Below are 19,681 nucleotides of genomic sequence, written 5' to 3' on the forward strand. Positions count from 1 at the left end.
CAATGGCGCACTCGGCAGTTGGGCACGACGATCACCATCACCAGCAGAGTTTCTTCGAGCGTTGGTTCTTCTCGACCAACCACAAGGACATCGGCACGCTGTACCTGGGTTTCAGCTTCATCATGTTCGTCATCGGCGCTTTCATGAGCGTGCTGATCCGGCTTGAGCTTGCACAGCCCGGCATCCAGTTCATCCGGCCGGAGGTGTTCAACCAGCTGACCACCGTGCATGCACTGGTGATGATCTTCGGTGGCGTGATGCCGGCCTTCGTCGGCCTGGCCAACTGGATGATCCCGCTGCAGATCGGCGCGCCCGACATGGCGCTGCCGCGCATGAACAACTGGTCGTTCTGGCTGCTGCCGGTGGCCTTCAGCCTGCTGCTGCTGACCTTCCTGCTGCCTGGCGGTGCGCCTGCCGGCGGCTGGACGCTGTACCCGCCGCTGTCGCTGCAGGGCGGCTACAACGTTGCGTTCACCGTGTTCGCCATCCACGTGGCCGGCATCAGCTCGATCATGGGCGCGATCAACATCATCGCCACCGTGCTCAACATGCGTGCGCCGGGCATCGACCTGCTGAAGATGCCGATCTTCTGCTGGGCCTGGCTGATCACTGCCTTCCTGCTGATCGCGGTGATGCCGGTGCTGGCCGGTGCGGTGACCATGCTGCTGACCGACAAGTTCTTCGGCACCAGCTTCTTCAACGCCGCCGGTGGCGGTGACCCGGTGATGTTCCAGCACATCTTCTGGTTCTTCGGCCACCCCGAGGTCTACATCATGATCCTGCCCGCCTTCGGCGTGGTCAGCGAGATCATCCCGACCTTCAGCCGCAAGCCGCTGTTCGGCTACCAGGCGATGGTGTACGCCACCGCCGCGATCGCGTTCCTGTCGTTCATCGTCTGGGCCCACCACATGTTCACCGTGGGCATGCCGCTGGGCGGCGAGATCTACTTCATGTTCGCCACCATGCTGATCTCGATTCCGACCGGCGTGAAGGTGTTCAACTGGGTCAGCACCATGTGGCGTGGCTCGCTGACGTTCGAGGCGCCGATGCTGTGGTCGGTGGCCTTCGTCATCCTGTTCACCATCGGTGGTTTCTCGGGCCTCATGCTGGCCATCGTGGCGGCCGACTTCCAGTACCACGACACCTACTTCGTGGTCGCCCACTTCCACTACGTGCTGGTGACCGGTGCGGTGTTCGCGCTGATCGCGGCGGTGTACTACTGGTGGCCGAAGTGGACCGGGCGGATGTACAGCGAGAAGTGGGCCAAGGTGCACTTCTGGTGGTCGATCGTGTTCGTCAACCTGCTGTTCTTCCCGCAGCACTTCCTCGGCCTGGCCGGCATGCCGCGCCGTATTCCCGATTACAGCGTGGCCTTCGCCGACTGGAACCTGATCAGCTCGATCGGTGCGTTCGGCATGTTCGTCACCCCGTTCATGATGGCGGCGATCCTGCTGTCCTCGCTGCGCAACGGCGAGAAGGCCGAGGCCCGTTCCTGGGAAGGCGCGCGTGGCCTGGAGTGGACGCTGCCGTCGCCGGCACCGGCGCATACCTTCACCACGCCGCCGACCATACGTCCGGGGGATCTGGCGCATGACGACATCACGCATTGAGGTGGGGCATGCATAACGAGAGCCCGCTTCCGATCAGTAGCGTCGAGCCAGGCTCGACTGACGAAAAGCAGCCGAGCAGCGGTCGGCTCTACCAGGGCGGAAGCATCGAGCAGCAGCGCCAGCGTGCGAAGCGCACGGCGATGTGGGTCGGCGCCATCGCCGTGCTGGTCTACGTCGGCTTCATCCTCAGCGGGGTGATCGGCCGATGAGCGAGGCACCGGCCAGCACACCGTCCCGCAGCGCCGGGCTGCCGCGCCTGATCGGCGTGGCGGTGGCGGTGTTCCTGCTGACGTTCTCGCTGGTGCCGCTGTACCGCATCGCCTGCGAAAAGGTGTTCGGCGTGCGCCTGGAGCGCGGCCCCGGTGGCGAAGCCAGTGCAGGTGCCGCGGCCGGCAAGCGCACCGTGCGCGTGGAGTTCGATGGCGGCGTCAATTCGCGCCTGCCGTGGTCGTTCCATCCTGAGCAGCTGACCATGGACGTGGTGCCCGGCGAACTCAACGAGGCGCTGTACTTCGCCCGCAACGACAGCGCGGCGGCCGTGGTCGGCAGCGCGGTACCTTCGGTGGCGCCGGCGCGTGCGTCGGGCTTCTTCAGCAAGACCGAGTGTTTCTGTTTCACCGCGCAGACGCTGCAGGCCGGCGAGAAGCGCGACATGCCGGTGCGCTTCATCGTCGATCCGGACCTGCCGCCGGAGATCAAGACGATCACCTTGTCCTACACCTTCTACCGCAACGACGCGCTGTCCGATCGGCTGGCCCCGGCCGCCACCTCGGACGGCGCGCACGCCGCACCCTGACCCGGATACCGACATGGCCCAGACACCGACCGACGCCAACGTGTACTTCGTCCCGGCCCAGAGCAAATGGCCGTTCGTGGGTTCCATCGCGATGATGGTGACCATGGTGGGCGTGGCCAGCTGGCTCAACGATGCCAGCTGGGGACGCTGGACGTTCTACATCGGCATCGCGATGCTGGTGCTGACCCTGTTCTGGTGGTTCAGCGACGTGGTGCGCGAATCGCAGGCCGGCAACTACAACCACCAGGTCGACGGATCATTCCGGATGGGGATGATCTGGTTCATCTTCTCCGAGGTGATGTTCTTCGGCGCGTTCTTCGGCGCGCTGTTCTACACCCGCAACCTGGGCCTGTCGTGGCTCAGTGGCGAAGGCCGCGGGGTGATGACCAACGAGCTGCTCTGGCAGGGCTATTCCGCGGGATGGCCGACCAATGGCCCGGCGGCGATCGGTGGCGCGTTCCAGACCATCCCGGCCTGGGGCCTGCCGCTGATCAATACGCTGATCCTGCTGACCTCCGGCGTGACCCTGACCATTGCCCACCACGCACTGAAGGCCGGCAACCGCCGCCAGCTGCTGATCTGGCTGGGCCTGACCGTGGTGCTCGGCCTCGGCTTCCTGACCCTGCAGGCAGAGGAGTACATCCACGCCTACAAGGAACTGAACCTGACGCTCGGCTCCGGCATCTACGGGTCGACGTTCTTCATGCTGACCGGCTTCCACGGCGCGCATGTGCTGCTGGGCACGATCATGCTGATCGTGATGTGGCTGCGCTCGGCCAAGGGGCACTTCACCCGCGACAACCATTTCGCCTTCGAAGCGGCCGCGTGGTACTGGCACTTCGTCGACGTGGTGTGGCTGATGCTGTTCCTGTTCGTCTACGTGCTTTGACCGCGCAGGCAGCGGTGGCTTCAGCCGCCGATGCCGTGCGGTTTGATCCAGCCCATGTAGATGCTCACGATCACCAGCAGGATCAACGCCACCGACACCGAGATGCGACGTGTCAGTGCGTTGACCGTGCGCTTGGTCTGGCCGCGGTCGACCACCAGGTAGTACAGGCCGGCGCCCAGGTTCCAGACGATGACGATCAGAAACGCGATTACCAGCAGGGTCTTCAGCGAATCACTCATGCGCGGCTCGAGGGCAGGGTGGATGTGCCTATCTGACCGCGTTTGCGCGGACTTGTCATGATGCGCCAGCACACGCGCGTGATCGGATGGCTGCTGGCCGTGCTGGTGATGGCGGGTTTCAGCGCGTTGGGGTTGTGGCAGCTGCAGCGCATGCATGCCAAACAGGCAATGTTGGATGCGCAGGGTCCAGCCGTGGCACAGGCGTTGCCGCTGTCGCAGGCCCTGGCGGCGCCCGGCGCGTTGCACGGCGTGGCCGACCACGGCCGCTTCCTGCCCGGCGTGGTGCTGCTGGACAACCAGACCCGGCATGGCCGCGCCGGGGTGAAGATCTATCGCCCCTTCCGCAGTGACGACGGCAGCGTGCTATTGGTCGACCTCGGCTGGCGTGCGCTGCCGCCAGATCGCACGTTGCCGGATGTGCCGGCGCCGCCTTCGCCGGTGGCGGTGCGTGGGTTGCTGGCACCGCCGCCGTCGGCGGGACTGGTACTGGGCCCCGCGTTCTCCGCCACCGGTGAGGCCGGGCGCTGGCTGGCCAGCCGGTTGCCGGCAGAAGGCCTGGCACGCGCGCTGGGGTTGCAGGCGCTACCCGACCGCGTCCTGCGCCTGGACCCGGCGCTGCCATTCGGCGATGAGCGCGACCTGGACCTGCTGCCGAACACGCTGCCGCCGCAGCGTCACCTGGGCTACGCCGTGCAGTGGTTCGGGCTGGCCCTGACCGTGCTGGTGGTGGCCGTAGTGCTGGAGCGGCGCAGGAGACGCCCCATCGCCCGGTAGTGCCAGCCGCTGGCCGGCACGCCCTCGGATTCCTGGATGCCGGCCAGCGGCCGGCACTACCGGGGCACCACACCCGCAACCCCTACCCAACCATGAGAAAATGCCCCGCATGAACACTGCTACGTCCCCGCAGGCGCGCGGTTCCGGCCGCCGGACCCTGGTGCTGCTGTTTGCCGTGTTCTTCGGGGCGATGGCGCTGGCCGCCGTGCTGCGCTTCTCCGGCTGGCAGCCGACCGGGCACCGCAATGCCGGCCAGCTGCTGAAGCCGCCGGTGGACCTGCGCCAGCAGGCGCCGACCCTGGCCAGCGGCCAGCCGTATCCCTGGAACCCCGAGGCCCGCACCTGGCGCCTGCTGGTGGCCCCGCCTGGCGCCTGCGACGCGCAGTGCGTCACTTTGTCGCAGGGACTGGGCAAGGTGTGGCAGCTGTTCGGCCATAACGCCGATAATGTCGAGATCCTGTGGCTGGGTACGCCACCGGCGTCGATCGCCTCGCTGCCCGCGCTGCGGCCGCTGGCTCCGTCGCCAGCCCTGCGCGCGGCGTTGCCGGGCGTCGATGATCCGGCGGGACTGCCGGTCTACGTGATCGATCCGAACGGCTTCGTGATCATGCGCCATGCCCCGGGTTCCGACCTCGGTGGCCTGCGCAAGGACATGGCCACGTTGCTGAAACTGAAGTGAGTCCCGTTTGATGAGCCTTTCCGCGCGTCCGGCGCTGCACCGCAATTTCCACCGCCTGGCGTGGTTCGCCATGATCATGACCGCGAGCACGATCATGTTCGGCGCGTTCGTGCGCCTGTCCGATGCCGGCCTGAGCTGCCCGGACTGGCCGACCTGCTATGGCCAGGCCACCTGGCCGCAGCACGTGGAAGAGACCATCGGGCACCCTGCCGCGGAGATCCGCCCGCTGGAGACCCACAAGGCCTGGCGTGAGCAGGTGCACCGCTTCCTGGCCGGCGCGCTGGGCATCGAGATCCTGACCCTGGCGCTGCTGGCCACGCGCAAGCGGCGATTCGGAAGCACGGCGGTGGTGACCGCCTGCGTACTGGTGGCCGCCGGCATACCGCTGTACATGATGGGCTGGCATGGCACGGCCAGCGTGCTGGCGCTGATCGGCGAGGCGATCCTGCTGATCGCCGCGCTGCGCTGGAGCAACATCGACCTGGCGCGTGCGGCGCTGCTGACACTGGCCGTGGTGATCTTCCAGGCCCTGCTGGGCATGTGGACGGTGACCCTGCTGCTCAAACCCATCGTGGTGATGGGCCATCTGCTGGGTGGCATGCTGATGTTCGGCCTGCTGGTATGGATGGCCTGGCGCGCGACGCACATGCCGATCACCCTGGCTGAAGCGCCGAAGCTGAAGTGGCTGCTGCGCATCGGCGTGGCGGTGCTGGTCACCCAGATCGCGCTGGGGGGCTGGGTCAGTGCCAACTACGCCGCACTCGCCTGCGGCGGTGGCAGCGCTTCGCTCGACAACTTCCCGCGTTGCGCCAACCAGTGGTGGCCGCAGCACAACTTCGTCGAAGGCTTCACCCTGTGGCGCGGCATCGGCGTGGATTACGAAGGCGGCGTGCTGGATGGCGCCTCGCGCATCGCCATCCAGATGGCGCACCGCCTGTTCGCGGTGGTGGTGGCCGTCTACCTGCTGTGGCTGGGCGTGCGCCTGTTCCGGTTGCCGAGCATGCGTGGCTGGGCCAGCGCGCTGATCACGCTGCTGGTGCTGCAGGTCACCCTCGGCATCCTCAATGTGAAGCTGGCGCTGCCGCTGGAAGTGGCGGTGGCCCACAACGGCGTGGCCGTTGCCCTGTTGTTCGTGCTGGTCAGCCTGCTGGCCCGCCTGCGTGCCCCGGACTGATTCCATGTTTTCCAATTACCGCCAGTACTGGGACCTGACCAAGCCCAAGGTCGTCGCCCTCATTGTCTTCACCGCCCTGGTCGGCATGGTCCTGGCCATCCCCGGCGTGCCCAGCTGGGAGCAGGTGCGCGCCGGCGTGCTCGGCTTCCTCGGTATCTGGCTGGCGGCTTCGGCCGCCGCCGCGATCAACCAGCTGCTGGACGCGCACATCGATGCGCAGATGGCCCGCACCTCGTGGCGCCCGCTGGTGGTGGGCAAGGTCAAGCCGTGGCAGGTGCTGGTGTTCGCCGGCGTGCTGATCGTGCTGTCGATGACCATCCTGGTGCTGTGGGTGAACCTGATCACCGCGGTGCTGACCTTTGCCTCGCTGATCGGCTACGCGGTGATCTACACCGTGTACCTCAAGCGTGCGACCTCGCAGAACATCGTCATCGGTGGCCTGGCCGGCGCGATGCCGCCGATGCTGGGCTGGGCTGCAGTGACCGGCATGCAGGGTTCGTCGGACTGGGCGTACTCGTCGCTGCTGGTGCTGATCATCTTCATCTGGACACCGCCGCACTTCTGGGCGCTGGCGATCTTCCGCCGCGAGGATTACGCCAAGGCGGAAATTCCGATGCTGCCGGTGACCCACGGCGTGGTGCACACCCGCAAGCAGATCATGGTGTATTCGGTGGTGCTGGCGCTGGTCTGCCTGCTGCCTTACCTGGTGGGCATGAGCGGTGCGTTCTACCTGGGCGGCGCGATCGTGCTCAACGCCGTGTTCCTCTGGTACGCCTGGCGCATGCTGGACCCGCCGGACGAGCTGTTCTCGATGAAGATGTTCTATTACTCCATCGTCTACCTGATGGCGCTGTTCGCCTTCCTGCTGGTGGACCACTGGATCCTTCCCTGGTTGTGACCTCGGGGTCGGATCCCCGAAGGGGCTCTGACCCCGCCTGATCGCGCGGACATCCACGCATGGCGTGGATCCCTTGAACCGCCGTCTCGGCGTCGCCATTGCTGTTCCTGACCCCAGGGAAAGGAAGCAGCAGGGATGCATTCGATCTTCCGTTGGACCACCGCGCTGATGCTGGCGCTGGGCATGGCCGTGACCGCGCATGCCGACGACACTACCGCGCAGATCCGCCAATACGCCGCTGACCATCGCATGCTGGTGCTGGGCGAATTCCACGGCACACGCGAGACGCCACTGCTGGTGCGGCAGCTGGTGGACGACTACAGCCGCGATGGCGCGCCGGTACTGCTGGCGCTGGAACTGCCACGTGCCGAGAACCCCACGCTGCGCGATTACCTGGCTTCCGATGGCGGGGCCGCGGCACGCCAGCGCCTGCACGGCCGCGGGTTCTGGACCGTGCGTGATGACCAGCACGATGGCCGTCGCAGCCGCGACATGCTGGCGATGATCGAAGACCTGCGCGCGCTGAAGGCACAGGGCCGCGTCATCGACGTGGTCGGCTACGACGTCGACAAGAGTTATGGCGGCAACCAGGCACGCGACAGCCGCATGGCGGCCGAGCTGCGGCGTCTGTACCGGCGCGCGCCGGCTGGCGCACGCATGCTGGTGCTGACCGGCAATGTGCACGCCATGCTGCAGCGGCCGGCAGGTGCACCGCCGGAAATGCAGACACAGCCGATGGGCTCGTTGCTGCGGGATCTGGATATCTACAGCGTGCGGCTGGGCGCGTTGCGTGGCGAGGCGTGGGGATGCGCGGACCCTTGCGTGGCGCGCTCAATTCCCGAGCAGCCCGTGCGTGGCCCACGGGTCGATACCCAAGCCGGACGCCAATACGACCTGTGGGTCTGGATGCCGCATCTGAGCGTCGGCACGCTCGTGGATCCGTAGCGCCAGGCAACCGATCCACGCATGGCGTGGATCTACTGCGGGTTAGCGCCATCCGCGGTTTGGTAGATCCACGCCATGCGTGGATGGTGTCAGTAGAGCCACGCCACGCGTGGATGGGCTCTCCACAACAACCCGCGCGCCCAATCAGGGCGTGCGCTTCGCATACCGCTGCGCGATCACGCCGCAGACGATCAGCTGGATCTGGTGGTAGATCATCACCGGCAGCACGATCGCGCCGAGACTGCCGCCGGCGAACAGCACCTTGGCGATCGGCACGCCGGTGGCCAGGCTCTTCTTCGAGCCGCAGAACACGATGGCGATCTCGTCCTCGCGGTTGAAACGCAGGCGACGCGCGATGAAGGTGATCAGCGGCATGGCGATGCCGAGCAGCACGGCGGCAACCACCGCCACGGCCAGCAGCGACAGCAGCGGCGTCTTGCTCCACAGGCCCTCGGTGACGGCTTCGCCGAAGGCCGAATACACCACCAGCAGGATGGTGGCCTGGTCGGTGTAGCGCAGCAGCGCGCGCTGGCGTTCCACCCAGCCGGCAATCCACGGCCGCAGCAGGTGGCCGGCCACGAACGGCACCAGCAGCTGCAGCATGATGCCGCCGATCGCATGCAGGGGGTCGTGGATGCCGCCAGAGGTGCCGGCCAGCGCGGTCAGCAGCAGCGGGGTCAGGAACACGCCGAGGATGCTCGACAGCGAGGCGCTGCACACCGCTGCAGGTACATTGCCGCGTGCCATCGAGGTGAACGCGATGGACGACTGCACGGTGGAGGGCAGGGTGCACAGGAACAGCACGCCCAGGTACAGCTCCGGTGTCAGCAGCCAGCCCGACAGTGGCTTGAACATCAGCCCCAGCAGCGGGAACAGGATGAAGGTGCAGGCCAGGATGGTCAGGTGCAGCCGCCAGTGCAGCATGCCGCCGATGATCGATTCGCGCGGCAGGCGTGCGCCATGCAGGAAGAACAGCGCGGCGATGGCGACCGTGGTGACATCGTCGAGGACGATGGCGGCGGCGCCCTTCATCGGCAGCAGCGAGGCCAGACCGACGGTGCACAGCAGGGCGAGGGTAAAATTGTCCGGTCGCAGGCGCGACCACCAGCGGGTCATGGTGGGCAGAGTCCTTGGTGCGGAGGGTTCAGGGCGAAGTGACCGGCGTGGCCAGGCGCTGGCGGGTAGCGGCCTCCAGCGACTTCAGGCCGGCGCGCTGGCCGAGCTGCAGTGCCTGTTCGGGGCTGGCGTGTTCGTAGCGTGCGTTGACCAGGCCGAGAACGGCGCCGGCGCGGTTGCCGGACGCGCAGTGCAGCAGCACCGGCCCCTGGCTCTGCTGCAGGGCCTGGTGCACGGCGCGGACGTTGGCCGCATCGAGCCCCTCGGCACCGGCCACCGGAATGCGCACGTAGCGCAGGCCCAGTGATTCGGCGGCACGGGTTTCATCGAAACCCCGGTCCTCGCCGGGCTGGCGCAGGTCGATCACGGTGCGCACGCCCTGTGCGGCCAAGGCCTGCAGCTGTGCGGCGCTGGGCTGGCCGCCGGCATACAGGCCGGGGCGGACTTCGTTGAGGGGCGCGTCTTCGGCCAGGGCCGTCAGTGGCAGGCAGAGCGACAACAACAGCAGGCAGGTCAGGCGCAGCAGCATGGTCCTCTCCGTGAAAACGTTCTGCCGCTACAGGCGCAGTCCGGCGCGCGCCTTCAGCAGCTCGCGCAGTTCGTACTTGTCAGTATCGTCCAGGCCCTGCTGGCGCTGCTTTGCCAACAACTCCTCCAGACGTTGCACCAGCAGCTGTTTCTCCAGCTGGGCCACGGCATCGTGCAGTTCCTGGGTCCACATCGCGTCGTCGCCGGGCAACGTCTGCGCGGCCAGGGTGTGCAGCGACGTCTGTTCCTCGCGCCCGTCGAAGTGCTCCAGCAGGGCGCCGGTGCTGATGTCCGGGCGCTGTTCGACCAGGCCCAGCAGTTCCAGCAGCAGTTCCACGCCGGGCAGGCGCAGGCCCTGGAAGTGGTGCTTGCCACCCAGCGTCAGCGCCAGCGACGGCTGCTGCAGCAGTACGGCGATCGCGCCGCGCACCAGGCTGCGCTTGGCCACCGGCTGGATCGTCCGCTGCGGCTGCCGTTGCGGCATCGGTGCGCGCGCTGACGGGGCATTGCCGCCCAGGCCGGTCAGCTGCGCCAGCTGCTGCTTCATCAGGTCGCCGAAGGCACCGTCGGGAATCTGCGCCAGCATCGGCTTGGCCCGCTCGGCCAGGCGTGCCTTGCCGTCCAGCGTGCCCAGGTTGATCTCACGGGTGAGCTCGTCGAAGAAGAACTGCGACAGCGGCGTGGCCTGCTTCAGGCGCTCGTTGAACGCTTCGGCGCCTTCCTTGCGCACGATGGTGTCCGGGTCTTCGCCATCGGGCAGGAACAGGAAGAAGGCCTGGCGGCCATCCTTCATGCGCGGCAGCACCGACTCCAGCGCCTTCCAGCCGGCGCGGCGGCCGGCGGCGTCGCCGTCGAAGCAGAAGAACACGTCCGGTGCGTTGCGGAACAGCAGCTCGGCATGGTCCGGCGTGGTCGCGGTACCCAGCGTTGCCACCGCCTGGGTGACCCCGAACTGGAACAGCGAGACCACGTCCATGTAGCCCTCGACCACGATCAGCCGCTCGATCTTCTGGTTGGCCTGGCGCACCTGCCACAGGCCGTACAGTTCGCGGCCCTTGTGGAACAGCGCGGTCTCGGGCGAGTTGAGGTACTTGGGGCCGTCGTCCTTCTCGAACACGCGGCCGCCGAAGGCGATCACCCGGCCACGGCGGTCGAAGATCGGGAACATCACCCGGTCGCGGAACTTGTCGTAGACGTGGCCGCGATCGTTCTTGGAGAACAGGCCGGCGCGGTCGAGCAGCTTCATGCGCCGCTCGTCCTTGCCCAGCGCATCGCGCAGGCCGCTGTAGCCATCCGGCGCGTAGCCGATCTGGAAGCGCGCGCGGTTCTCTTCATCCACGCCGCGGCCATCCAGGTAGCTGCGGGCCTTGTCGCTGCCCTGCAGGTTGTTCTGGAAGAACTTCGTGGCCGCCTCAAGCGCCGAGTACAGCTCGCGGCTGTCGTCCTGCTGCTGCGGGCTGCGCGGGTTCTCGTTGCGCGGCACTTCCATGCCGGCGCGCTTGGCCAGTTCATCCACCGCGTCGAGGAACTCGAGGCGGTCGTAGTTCATCAGGAAGCTGATCGCGGTGCCGTGCGCGCCACAGCCGAAGCAGTGATAGAACTGCTTGGTGGGCGAGACCGTGAACGACGCCGAGCGCTCGTCATGGAACGGGCAGCGGGCGGCGTACTCCTTGCCCTGGCGCTTCAACGGCACGCGGCTGCCCACCACCTCGACGATGTCGGTGCGGGCCAGCAGGTCGTCGATGAAAGCGTCGGGGATACGGGCCATGGGCAACAGGGCAGGGCGCGGCCGCCAGGGCGCGCAGCAGGGGCGGCGGATTCCCCTAGTTTACTCGCTGGCGGTGCCGGGGCTGGCCTGTTCGGCGTCGACGCCGGCCCTGGCCAGCTGCGCCCGTGCATGCTGGCGTTCGTCGATCACTGCAGTCATCAACGCACCGACGAAGAACACGGCAGTGGCGTAGTAGATCCAGACCAGCGAGATCACCAGCGCGCCCATCGAACCGTAGGCGCTGCCCGGGGCCACGGTGGCGATGTAGACGCCAATCCCGTAGCGGCCGAGGGTGAACAGCACCGAGGTGATGGCGCCGCCGATGAAGGCCTGGCGCCAGGCCACGCGGCGGTCCGGCAGGTAGTGGTAGAGGAAGGCGAAGGCCAGCGTATACAGCAGCAGCGAGGTCAGGTAGCCGATCGCCGGCAGTACCGAAGGCAGCTGCGCGAACACCACCTGCAGGGCGGTGGTGGCGGTCATCGACAGGATCAGCAGGAAACCCAGCGCCAGCACCACGCCGAACGAGAACACGCGCTTGCGCAGCCAAGCCTTGACGCCTTCCAGGCGCTGGCCGCTGGTGTGGAAGATCCGGTTCAGCGCGTTCTGCAGCTGGGCGAATACCGCCGTGGCGCCGACGAACAGCAGCAGGGTGCTCCACAGCCCGGCCAGCGAACCGACGCTGGGCTGGCTGTTGGCGTTATGCAGCACGGTATCGGCAACACTCGCCACGCTGCTACCGGCCACCGAACCGATCTGGCTGATCAATGTCTGCTGTGCCGGTGGGTACAGCGAGGCGGTCAGCCACAGCAGCAGCACCAGCAACGGTGCCATCGACAGCAGGGCGTAGAAGGAGACCGAGGCGGCCTGGGTCAGCACGTCGATTTCGACGAAGCGCTTGGCGACGGCCATCGGGAAGCTGTCCTGCAGTCGGTCAGCGTAGTGGCGAAGCCGGGCGGGAAAACCGTGGGGGCGCGTGTCGTCGGGGGAGTGCGATTGCTCGACCATGAGGGTGTTGTAGCAGCCGGGGGTCGAAGAGGCGGTGAAGCGGGTGCATCGATGGGGTCAGAGCCCTTTCGCGAGCGAAAGGGATCCGACCCTGCCAGTTCCACATTGGGGTCAGGGCCCTTTCGCGTTGCGAAAGGGATCCGACCCCGGCAATGGCTTACGCCAGCTGCTGCTTGACCAGCTTGGAGACCAGGCCCATGTCGGCCTGGCCGGCGAGCTTGGGCTTCAGCGCGCCCATCAGCTTGCCCATGTCGGCCGGGCCGGCGGCACCGGTCTCGGCGATGGCGGCCTGGATGGCGGCCACGATCTCGGCTTCGCCCATCTTGGCCGGCAGGTAGGCTTCGATGACCACGATCTCGGCGCGCTCGATCTCGGCCAGGTCTTCGCGGTTGGCGGCTTCGAACTGGCTGACCGAGTCCTTGCGCTGCTTGACCATCTTGTCGAGCACGGCGATCACGGCGGTGTCATCCAGCTCGATGCGCTCGTCCACTTCGCGCTGCTTGATGGCGGCGTTGATCAGGCGGATCACGCCCAGCTTGTGCTTCTCGCCCGCCTTCATGGCGGCCTTCATGTCTTCGGTGAGCTGCTGCTTCATGCTCATGAGGAACCTCGTGGTGGTAGGTGGGGCGGGGCGGATGCCCGAACCCGGAAACGCAAAAAGCCGGCGACGCTCGCGCGTGCCGGCTTCGGCTCCATCACGACAGGCAAGCCCGCCGCAATGAAGATGCGTCCGATCAGTACAGGCGCTGACGCTTGGTGACGTCGCGCGACGAGCGGCGCAGCTGACGCTTCACAGCAGCGGCGGCCTTGCGCTTGCGCTCCTGGGTCGGCTTTTCGTAGAACTCGCGCTTGCGGGTTTCGGCCAGCACACCGGCCTTTTCGCAAGTGCGCTTGAAGCGGCGAAGAGCAAACTCGAAGGGCTCGTTCTCGCGGACTTTGACGCTGGGCATGGAATCTCCGGGACACAGTAGAACCGGGTCACGCCCGGCGAGCCGCACATTATAGCGGCGAATCAACAAACTGCAAGCGGCCAACCCTGAATACGGGCCGGGGGTTCGAAAGCAGTGAGATCTGCACGTCCCCCGAGGGGGCGGCAGGGGCGTCATAATAGCAGGCATGCGAGTCCTTGGCATCGAATCTTCCTGTGATGAGACCGGCGTGGCGGTGTATGACACCGACCTGGCCGGCAGCGCGGCCCTGCGCGCCCATGCGGTCTACAGCCAGATCGCCCTGCACGCCGAATACGGCGGTGTGGTGCCCGAGCTGGCCAGCCGCGACCACGTCCGCAAGCTGCTGCCACTGGTACGCCAGACCCTGGCTGACGCCGGCCTGGGCGTGGGCGATATCGATGGTGTGGCCTACACCGCCGGCCCCGGCCTGGTCGGCGCGCTGCTGGTCGGCGCGGGTGTGGCCCGCTCGCTGGCCTGGGCGCTGGAGGTCCCGGCGGTGGGCGTACACCATATGGAGGGCCACCTGCTGGCCCCGCTGATGGAGGACGATCCGCCGGAAGCGCCGTTCGTGGCGCTGCTGGTATCGGGTGGCCACACCCAGCTGGTGGCGGTGGACGCCATCGGCCAGTACCGCCTGCTGGGCGAGACCCTGGACGACGCGGCCGGCGAGGCCTTCGACAAGACCGCCAAGCTGATGGGCCTGCCGTACCCGGGTGGCCCGCAGCTGGCCAGGCTGGCCGAGCAGGGCACGCCGGGCGCGTACCGCTTCGCGCGGCCGATGACCGACCGCCCGGGGCTGGATTTCAGCTTTTCTGGCCTGAAGACCCAGGTCCTGATGGCCTGGCGCGACAGTGACCAGAGCGAGCAGACCCGTGCCGACATCGCCCGTGGCTTTGAGGACGCGGTGGTCGAGACCCTGTCGATCAAGTGCGAGCGCGCGCTGGAAGCGGCGGGCACCAACGTGATCGTCGTGGCCGGTGGCGTCGGTGCCAACACGCGCCTGCGTGCGCGCCTGAAGCAGATGGCCGAGCGTCTCGGCGGCCGTGCCTGCTTCCCGCGGCCGGCACTGTGCACCGACAACGGCGCGATGATCGCCTTCGCCGGTGCGCTGCGCCTGCAGGCCGGCCAGCACAGCCCGCCGAAGGTGGATGTGACCCCGCGCTGGGACATGGCGACCCTGCCGGCGGTGTGAGCCCCGGAACCGGTAGCGCCGGGCCATACCCGGCGGACGCATTACGGGCGCCCTGCCAACGGCGACGCCGCCAATACCGTCGTCGCCCGCTCATGGCGTTGCAACCAGCCCAGCGTATGCGGGCAGCGCGCATGGATCAGCCGCCCGATCGCCGCCAGGTCGGCACCGATGTCGCGTTCCAGGATGGGTTCGTGGTGGGCGATCCGATTGCGCAGGAGGCGAATGCGTCCGATGTCAGCGTGGATGGCTTTTCTGATGACGCTGGGATGAGCTGAGGGTGCATGCCGCAGAACTCCGTTGAGTGCGGGTATCCACAGCGTGGCGTCGAAGCGACAGGTGAAAAGCTGCTGCCAGAACACCATCGGCAGCTTGGCGACGATTTCGGGTGTATCGGTCGTGCGGCCAGCAACCTGTTCCAGTGCTGCACGTGCGGAAGTACAGGACGAGGTTGGCAGCCTGCGTCGGAAGGCATCATTCCAAGGCCAACGCGGGCCATGCTGCCGGGCGAGCACGGTAGCAGCGGCGTTACGGGTGACCACTTCGCACAGATGGACCGGCATCATCAGTGCACTGCACATCCGCATGTTCCACAGGTACAGGGATTCGGCTGTGACGTCGGGGCTGCAGGTCGATGCGATTCTCTCGTAAGTAGACAGACGCTCCGCTGACAACGCGCGCCGCAGTACATCGTATGGAGCCATCGTCATGTGCGGTGGTGAAGGAGGAATCGATGTTCGCGAGAGTGGGCGGCGACCACCATCAGGGAACGTCGTTGTCCGCGCGGCTGATTCTCTGCGTTTGGCCTCGGACGACTACCTGACCTGCCCTGTCGGAATTGGCCTTGACCGGCGATCGGGTCCTTGCCTAATCTGCGTGCCTGCGCCACCGGGACTCGCGGCTGTTCAACAGCTCCCCCCGGGGACAAACGGTAGTACCAAAGGGCCCTGCTAGCAGGGCCCTTTGTCTTTTCTGGAGCCGCGTTCCTGCCGGCCACCCACCGCCCGTTTCGGGCAGGCTCACCGCCGTGCCGTTACCATGGCCCCCTGTATTCGGGCTGGTAAGCGCAATGGACAAGGTTTTCATCGAGGGGCTGACGATCGACGCCCTGATCGGTATCTACGATTGGGAACGAAGGATCCGCCAGGACCTGGTGTTCGACCTGGAAATGGGCTTCGACAACCGTCGCCCTGCAGCCACCGATGACATCGCCCACACCCTGAACTACAAGGCGGTCAGCAAGCGCCTGGAGCAGTTCGTGCGCGAGTCGGAGTTCGGCCTGGTCGAGACCCTGGCCGAGCGTTGCGCGCAGATCGTGCTGGACGAATTCGACGTGAAGTGGCTGCGCCTGAAGCTGAGCAAGCCGGGCGCGGTGCGCGGCGCGCGCGCGGTGGGCGTGATCATCGAGCGCTCGCGGGACTGACCCGGTAGTGCCGGCCGCTGGCCGGCAACCCCAACAACAACAGCAAGGCAAGGAGACAACTGATGGTGGATGCGGTGGTGGCGGTACAGTGGCTGGAACGGCTGCAGAACACACTGGAACCCTATCCCGGCGCCTACCTGGCGTTGATGATCTCGGCGCTGCTGATCGCAGCCGGCCTGGCCAACTGGGTGACCAAGCGCATCCTGGTGCGTGGCCTGCGGCGCCTGCTGCAGCGTCTGCCGGGCGCCGAGTCCGGGCGCGGCAGCCACGTGATGCGGGTCATCTCGCGCCTGTCCAACGTGGTGCCCAGCCAGGTGATCGCCTCGGGCGTCACCCTCATCCCCGATCTGCCCGAAGGCCTGGTCAAGGTCATCATCAAGCTGTGCATCGTGTGGGCCGTGCTGACGGTGTCGATGGCGTTCTCGCATGCGCTGGACGCGGCCAACAGCCTGTACGAGCGCAAGCCCGATGCGCGCAACAAGCCGATCAAGGGCTACCTGCAGGTGGTCAAGATCGTGGTGTTCGTGGCCGCCGGCCTGTCGATCGTCGCCACCCTGTTGGGCGTAGCGCTGGGCCCGCTGGTGACCGGCCTCGGTGCTGCCACGGCAGTGCTGATGCTGATCTTCCAGGACACCATCCTGTCGCTGGTGGCCAGCGTGCAGATCAGTGGCGATGGCCGCGTGCGCATCGGCGACTGGATCGAGATGCCCAGCCAGAACGCCGACGGCGATGTGATCGACATCGCGCTGCACACCATCACCGTGCAGAACTTCGACAAGACCATCACCACCATCCCGACCAAGAAGCTGGTGACCGAGTCGTTCAAGAACTGGCGCGGCATGCAAGAGGCCGGTGGCCGCCGGATCAAGCGCGCGCTGTACCTGGACCAGCACAGCGTCGGTTTCCTGGACGAGGGCGACCTGGCCTTCCTCGGCGAATTCGCGCTGCTGCGTGACTACCTGCAGGCCAAGGAGCAGGAACTGGGGCAGTGGAACGGGCGCCTGCGCGAGCAGGGCGTGGCCGAGGTCAACAGCCGCCGGGTGACCAACCTGGGCACCTTCCGTGCGTATGTGGAGCGCTACCTGCGCAGCCATCCGGGCATCCATACCGACATGACCCTGCTGGTACGGCAGCTGCAGCCGACCACCGAGGGCCTGCCGCTGGAGCTCTACTGCTTCACCCGCAGCACCGCCTGGGGTGAGTACGAGGCGGTGCAGTCGGACATCTTCGACCACCTGCTGGCGATCCTGCCGGCGTTCGGCCTGCGGGTGTTCCAGGCCTCCAGCGACGCCATGTTGATGGCCGGGCAGCGCCAGTTGGCCGGCTCGGAGTAAGCTGCGGTGCCCCCGGCGGGGCCATACGGACCCCGCTGGTGGCTGAAACTGAACGACGAAACCTCTCGCCAAATGGCTCGGGATCGCTAGAATGCCGGGCTTGTAAACGTTTTCATCAAGGACTGCTGGTGGCCTCCGATCGCATCGAATCCCTCATTGCCCAGATGACCGTCGAGGAAAAGGTCGGCCAGCTGGGTGTCTTCGCGGACATGGTCCGCCCGTTCGCCCCGGACGTGAACCCGGAAGCCAACGTGCGCAATGCCGACCAGGTGCTGCAGCAGGTGCGCGAGGGCAAGGTCGGTTCCCTGTTCAATGGCGTGGGCGCCGAGCTGGGCCGCCGCATCCAGCAGGTCGCCACCGAGGAGAGCCGCCTGGGCATTCCGGTGATCCTGGCCGCCGACGTCATCCACGGCATGCGTACCGTGTTCCCGATTCCGCTGGGCGAGGCCGCCAGTTTCGAGCCGGAGCTGGCCGAGCGCACTGCGCGCGCCACCGCCATCGAAGCCACCGCTGCTGGCCTGCACTGGACCTATGCCCCGGCCGTGGACATCGCCCGAGACCAGCGCTGGGGCCGTGGCGCCGAAGGTGCCGGTGAGGACGTGGTGCTGGGGTGTGCGTTCGCCGCCGCCCGCGTGCGTGGCTTCCAGGGCAGCGACCTGCGCGCCGCCGATTCGCTGCTGGCCACGCCGAAGCACTTCGCCGCCTACGGCGCGGTGATGGCGGGCATGGAATACAACATGGTGGACATCTCGCCGCAGACCCTGCGCGACGTGCACCTGCCGCCGTTCAAGGCCGCCTTCGATGCGGGCGCGATCACCGTGATGTCCTCGTTCAACGACATCAACGGTGTGCCGGCCAGCGCCAATGCCGAGCTGCTGACCGACATCCTGCGCGGTGAGTGGAAGTTCCCGGGCGTGGTGATCTCCGACTACACCGCCGACATGGAACTGGTCGCGCACGGCTATGCCGCCGATGACCGTGATGCCACTGCCAAGGCGTTCACCGCCGGCCTGGACCTGAGCATGCAGAGCGGCTTCTACGCCGAACACCTGCCGGGCCTGGTCGAGAGCGGCGACGTGCCGATGGCGGTGCTGGATGAAGGCGTGCGCCGCATCCTGTGGCTGAAGGAAACCATCGGCCTGTTCGACGACCCGTACCGTTCGCTGGATCCGGCGCGCGAAGCGGATACCTCGCACATTGCCGACCATGACGCACTGTCGCGCGATGCCGCGCGCCGTTCGATCGTGCTGCTGAACAACCGTGACAACGTGCTGCCGCTGCAGAAGACCGGGCAGAAGATCGCGCTGATCGGCCCGTTCGTGCAGGACCGCGAGAACATCGAAGGCTGCTGGACGCTGTTCGGCGACAAGCAGCGCTATGTGGACCTGGAAACCGGCGTGCGTGCCGCCATCGGCGACGAGGCGCTGCTGGAGATCGTGCCGGGCTGCGAACTGGAAGCCGCGATTCCTGGCGGCACCGAAGCGGCCGTGGCCGCCGCGCTGCGCGCCGACGTGGTGGTGCTGGCGCTGGGCGAACCGCAGCGCTACAGCGGTGAAGCGCAGTCGCGCGTGGAGATCACCCTGCCGCCGGCACAGCAGGCGCTGGCCGAGGCCGTGGCGATGACCGGCAAGCCGCTGGTGGTGCTGCTGCGCAATGGTCGCGCACTGGCCCTGCAGGGCGCGGTGCGCAATGCACAGGCCGTGGCGGTGACCTGGTACCTGGGCACGCAGACCGGCCATGCCGTGGCTGATGTGCTGTTTGGTGACTACAGTCCGTCCGGCCGCCTGCCGGTCAGCTTCCCGCAGGTGTCCGGCCAGCAGCCGTACTTCTACAACCACCCGCGCACCGGCCGCCCGGAACTGCCGACGATGTCGGAGTTCAAGGCCCGCTGGCGCGAGATTCCGAACGAGCCGCTGTATCCGTTCGGGCATGGCATCGGCTACACCAGCTTCGCCTATGGCGTGCCGCAGCTGAGTGCAGCCCAGCTTGGCTGGGACGACACCTTGACCATCACGACCACTCTGACCAACAGCGGTGATGTGGCCGGCGAGGAAGTGGCGCAGCTGTACATCCATGACCGCGTGGCCAGCCGCGTGCGTCCGGTGCGTGAACTGAAGGACTTCCGCAAGGTGGCGCTGCAGCCGGGCGAGTCGGCTGAGGTGGTGTTCACCCTGACCCGCGAGCAGCTGGCCTTCACCGGCCGCGATGGCGTGCTGCGTGCCGAGCCGGGCCAGTTCGACCTGTGGGTCTGCGCCTCGTCGGCGGCAGGCGACGCCGTGCAGTTCGAGCTGCTGAAGGCCTGATCAACGCAAAAAGGGGACGGAGGGGATTAAGTCGTTTGTGCCAAAACGACTTAATCCCCTC

The 19,681-nt window shown here is 67.0% G+C and carries 21 protein-coding genes; 13 read left to right on the top strand and 8 right to left on the bottom strand.

The features are described 5' to 3' along the window. Nucleotides 1-2 precede the first annotated feature (2 nt). Genes ctaD through ACUZUJ_RS01820 form a run of 4 tightly spaced genes read left to right on the top strand, consistent with a single transcriptional unit; the run spans nucleotide 3 to nucleotide 3,295 of the window. On the top strand, nucleotides 3-1,610 hold the full coding sequence (gene ctaD, locus ACUZUJ_RS01805; RefSeq protein WP_014035723.1) for a cytochrome c oxidase subunit I: 1,608 nt from the start codon (nucleotides 3-5) through the stop codon (nucleotides 1,608-1,610). A gap of 8 nt (nucleotides 1,611-1,618) precedes the next feature. Then, a complete protein-coding gene (locus tag ACUZUJ_RS01810) occupies nucleotides 1,619-1,819 on the top strand; it encodes a hypothetical protein (RefSeq protein ID WP_049444499.1) in 201 nt (66 codons plus the stop codon). Continuing rightward, nucleotides 1,816-2,406, top strand: coding sequence for a cytochrome c oxidase assembly protein (locus tag ACUZUJ_RS01815; RefSeq protein ID WP_014035725.1), 591 nt, complete (start codon nucleotides 1,816-1,818; stop codon nucleotides 2,404-2,406). The genes ACUZUJ_RS01810 and ACUZUJ_RS01815 overlap by 4 nt, the downstream gene beginning before the upstream one ends. Before the next feature lie 13 nt (nucleotides 2,407-2,419). After that, a complete protein-coding gene (locus ACUZUJ_RS01820) occupies nucleotides 2,420-3,295 on the top strand; it encodes a cytochrome c oxidase subunit 3 (protein ID WP_014035726.1) in 876 nt (291 codons plus the stop codon). A 20-nt stretch (nucleotides 3,296-3,315) separates the two neighbouring features. Here the strand turns inward: ACUZUJ_RS01820 and ACUZUJ_RS01825 are convergent, their stop codons facing one another. Continuing rightward, a complete protein-coding gene (locus ACUZUJ_RS01825) occupies nucleotides 3,316-3,534 on the bottom strand; it encodes a twin transmembrane helix small protein (RefSeq protein WP_049444502.1) in 219 nt (72 codons plus the stop codon). Nucleotides 3,535-3,591: 57 nt separating this feature from the next. On the opposite strand from ACUZUJ_RS01825, the gene ACUZUJ_RS01830 reads away from it, so the two are divergent. From ACUZUJ_RS01830 to ACUZUJ_RS01850, 5 genes are all read left to right on the top strand, one after another. Further along, a complete protein-coding gene (locus tag ACUZUJ_RS01830; RefSeq protein ID WP_049444504.1) occupies nucleotides 3,592-4,308 on the top strand; it encodes an SURF1 family protein in 717 nt (238 codons plus the stop codon). 109 nt (nucleotides 4,309-4,417) lie between these two features. Further along, a complete protein-coding gene (locus ACUZUJ_RS01835; protein WP_042358441.1) occupies nucleotides 4,418-4,987 on the top strand; it encodes a redox-active disulfide-containing membrane protein in 570 nt (189 codons plus the stop codon). Between the two features lie 10 nt (nucleotides 4,988-4,997). Further along, nucleotides 4,998-6,161, top strand: coding sequence for a COX15/CtaA family protein (locus tag ACUZUJ_RS01840; protein WP_049444506.1), 1,164 nt, complete (start codon nucleotides 4,998-5,000; stop codon nucleotides 6,159-6,161). 4 nt (nucleotides 6,162-6,165) lie between these two features. After that, complete coding sequence (gene cyoE / locus ACUZUJ_RS01845) at nucleotides 6,166-7,059, top strand: heme o synthase (RefSeq protein ID WP_014035731.1); 894 nt, start codon at nucleotides 6,166-6,168, stop codon at nucleotides 7,057-7,059. A gap of 135 nt (nucleotides 7,060-7,194) precedes the next feature. Continuing rightward, nucleotides 7,195-8,004, top strand: a complete 810-nt coding sequence (locus ACUZUJ_RS01850; protein WP_101764792.1) for a TraB/GumN family protein — start codon at nucleotides 7,195-7,197, stop codon at nucleotides 8,002-8,004. Between the two features lie 144 nt (nucleotides 8,005-8,148). Here the strand turns inward: ACUZUJ_RS01850 and ACUZUJ_RS01855 are convergent, their stop codons facing one another. From ACUZUJ_RS01855 to rpsU, 6 genes are all read right to left on the bottom strand, one after another. Beyond that, nucleotides 8,149-9,120: a bile acid:sodium symporter family protein gene (locus ACUZUJ_RS01855; RefSeq protein WP_458220714.1), complete on the bottom strand. Its 972-nt coding sequence runs from the start codon at nucleotides 9,118-9,120 to the stop codon at nucleotides 8,149-8,151. A 28-nt stretch (nucleotides 9,121-9,148) separates the two neighbouring features. Beyond that, complete coding sequence (locus ACUZUJ_RS01860) at nucleotides 9,149-9,649, bottom strand: protein tyrosine phosphatase family protein (protein ID WP_049444510.1); 501 nt, start codon at nucleotides 9,647-9,649, stop codon at nucleotides 9,149-9,151. A 27-nt stretch (nucleotides 9,650-9,676) separates the two neighbouring features. Further along, entirely contained in the window at nucleotides 9,677-11,416 is a 1,740-nt protein-coding gene (dnaG, locus tag ACUZUJ_RS01865) for a DNA primase (RefSeq protein ID WP_049444512.1), read from the bottom strand. 60 nt (nucleotides 11,417-11,476) lie between these two features. Then, on the bottom strand, nucleotides 11,477-12,421 hold the full coding sequence (locus ACUZUJ_RS01870; RefSeq protein ID WP_135968197.1) for a YihY/virulence factor BrkB family protein: 945 nt from the start codon (nucleotides 12,419-12,421) through the stop codon (nucleotides 11,477-11,479). 157 nt (nucleotides 12,422-12,578) lie between these two features. Continuing rightward, the gene (locus tag ACUZUJ_RS01875; protein WP_049444516.1) at nucleotides 12,579-13,022 is read right to left on the bottom strand and encodes a GatB/YqeY domain-containing protein; all 444 of its coding nucleotides are present in this window, start codon (nucleotides 13,020-13,022) and stop codon (nucleotides 12,579-12,581) included. A 133-nt stretch (nucleotides 13,023-13,155) separates the two neighbouring features. Beyond that, nucleotides 13,156-13,371 (bottom strand): 30S ribosomal protein S21, encoded by a 216-nt coding sequence (gene rpsU / locus ACUZUJ_RS01880; RefSeq protein ID WP_002808376.1) that lies wholly within the window; start codon nucleotides 13,369-13,371, stop codon nucleotides 13,156-13,158. Nucleotides 13,372-13,537: 166 nt separating this feature from the next. Between rpsU and tsaD the strand changes: the two genes are divergently transcribed. After that, a complete protein-coding gene (gene tsaD, locus ACUZUJ_RS01885; RefSeq protein WP_049444518.1) occupies nucleotides 13,538-14,563 on the top strand; it encodes a tRNA (adenosine(37)-N6)-threonylcarbamoyltransferase complex transferase subunit TsaD in 1,026 nt (341 codons plus the stop codon). A 41-nt stretch (nucleotides 14,564-14,604) separates the two neighbouring features. Here the strand turns inward: tsaD and ACUZUJ_RS01890 are convergent, their stop codons facing one another. Continuing rightward, on the bottom strand, nucleotides 14,605-15,270 hold the full coding sequence (locus ACUZUJ_RS01890) for a hypothetical protein (RefSeq protein ID WP_458220715.1): 666 nt from the start codon (nucleotides 15,268-15,270) through the stop codon (nucleotides 14,605-14,607). A gap of 359 nt (nucleotides 15,271-15,629) precedes the next feature. Between ACUZUJ_RS01890 and folB the strand changes: the two genes are divergently transcribed. The 3 genes from folB (at nucleotide 15,630) to ACUZUJ_RS01905 (ending at nucleotide 19,620) form a co-directional block, all read left to right on the top strand. After that, nucleotides 15,630-15,983, top strand: a complete 354-nt coding sequence (gene folB, locus ACUZUJ_RS01895; RefSeq protein ID WP_005415016.1) for a dihydroneopterin aldolase — start codon at nucleotides 15,630-15,632, stop codon at nucleotides 15,981-15,983. Nucleotides 15,984-16,045: 62 nt separating this feature from the next. Beyond that, on the top strand, nucleotides 16,046-17,317 hold the full coding sequence (locus tag ACUZUJ_RS01900; RefSeq protein ID WP_197588130.1) for a mechanosensitive ion channel family protein: 1,272 nt from the start codon (nucleotides 16,046-16,048) through the stop codon (nucleotides 17,315-17,317). A gap of 128 nt (nucleotides 17,318-17,445) precedes the next feature. Next, on the top strand, nucleotides 17,446-19,620 hold the full coding sequence (locus ACUZUJ_RS01905) for a glycoside hydrolase family 3 N-terminal domain-containing protein (RefSeq protein WP_458220716.1): 2,175 nt from the start codon (nucleotides 17,446-17,448) through the stop codon (nucleotides 19,618-19,620). The last annotated feature ends 61 nt before the right edge of the window (nucleotides 19,621-19,681 follow it).

The organism is Stenotrophomonas sp. S4 (assembly GCF_054187805.2).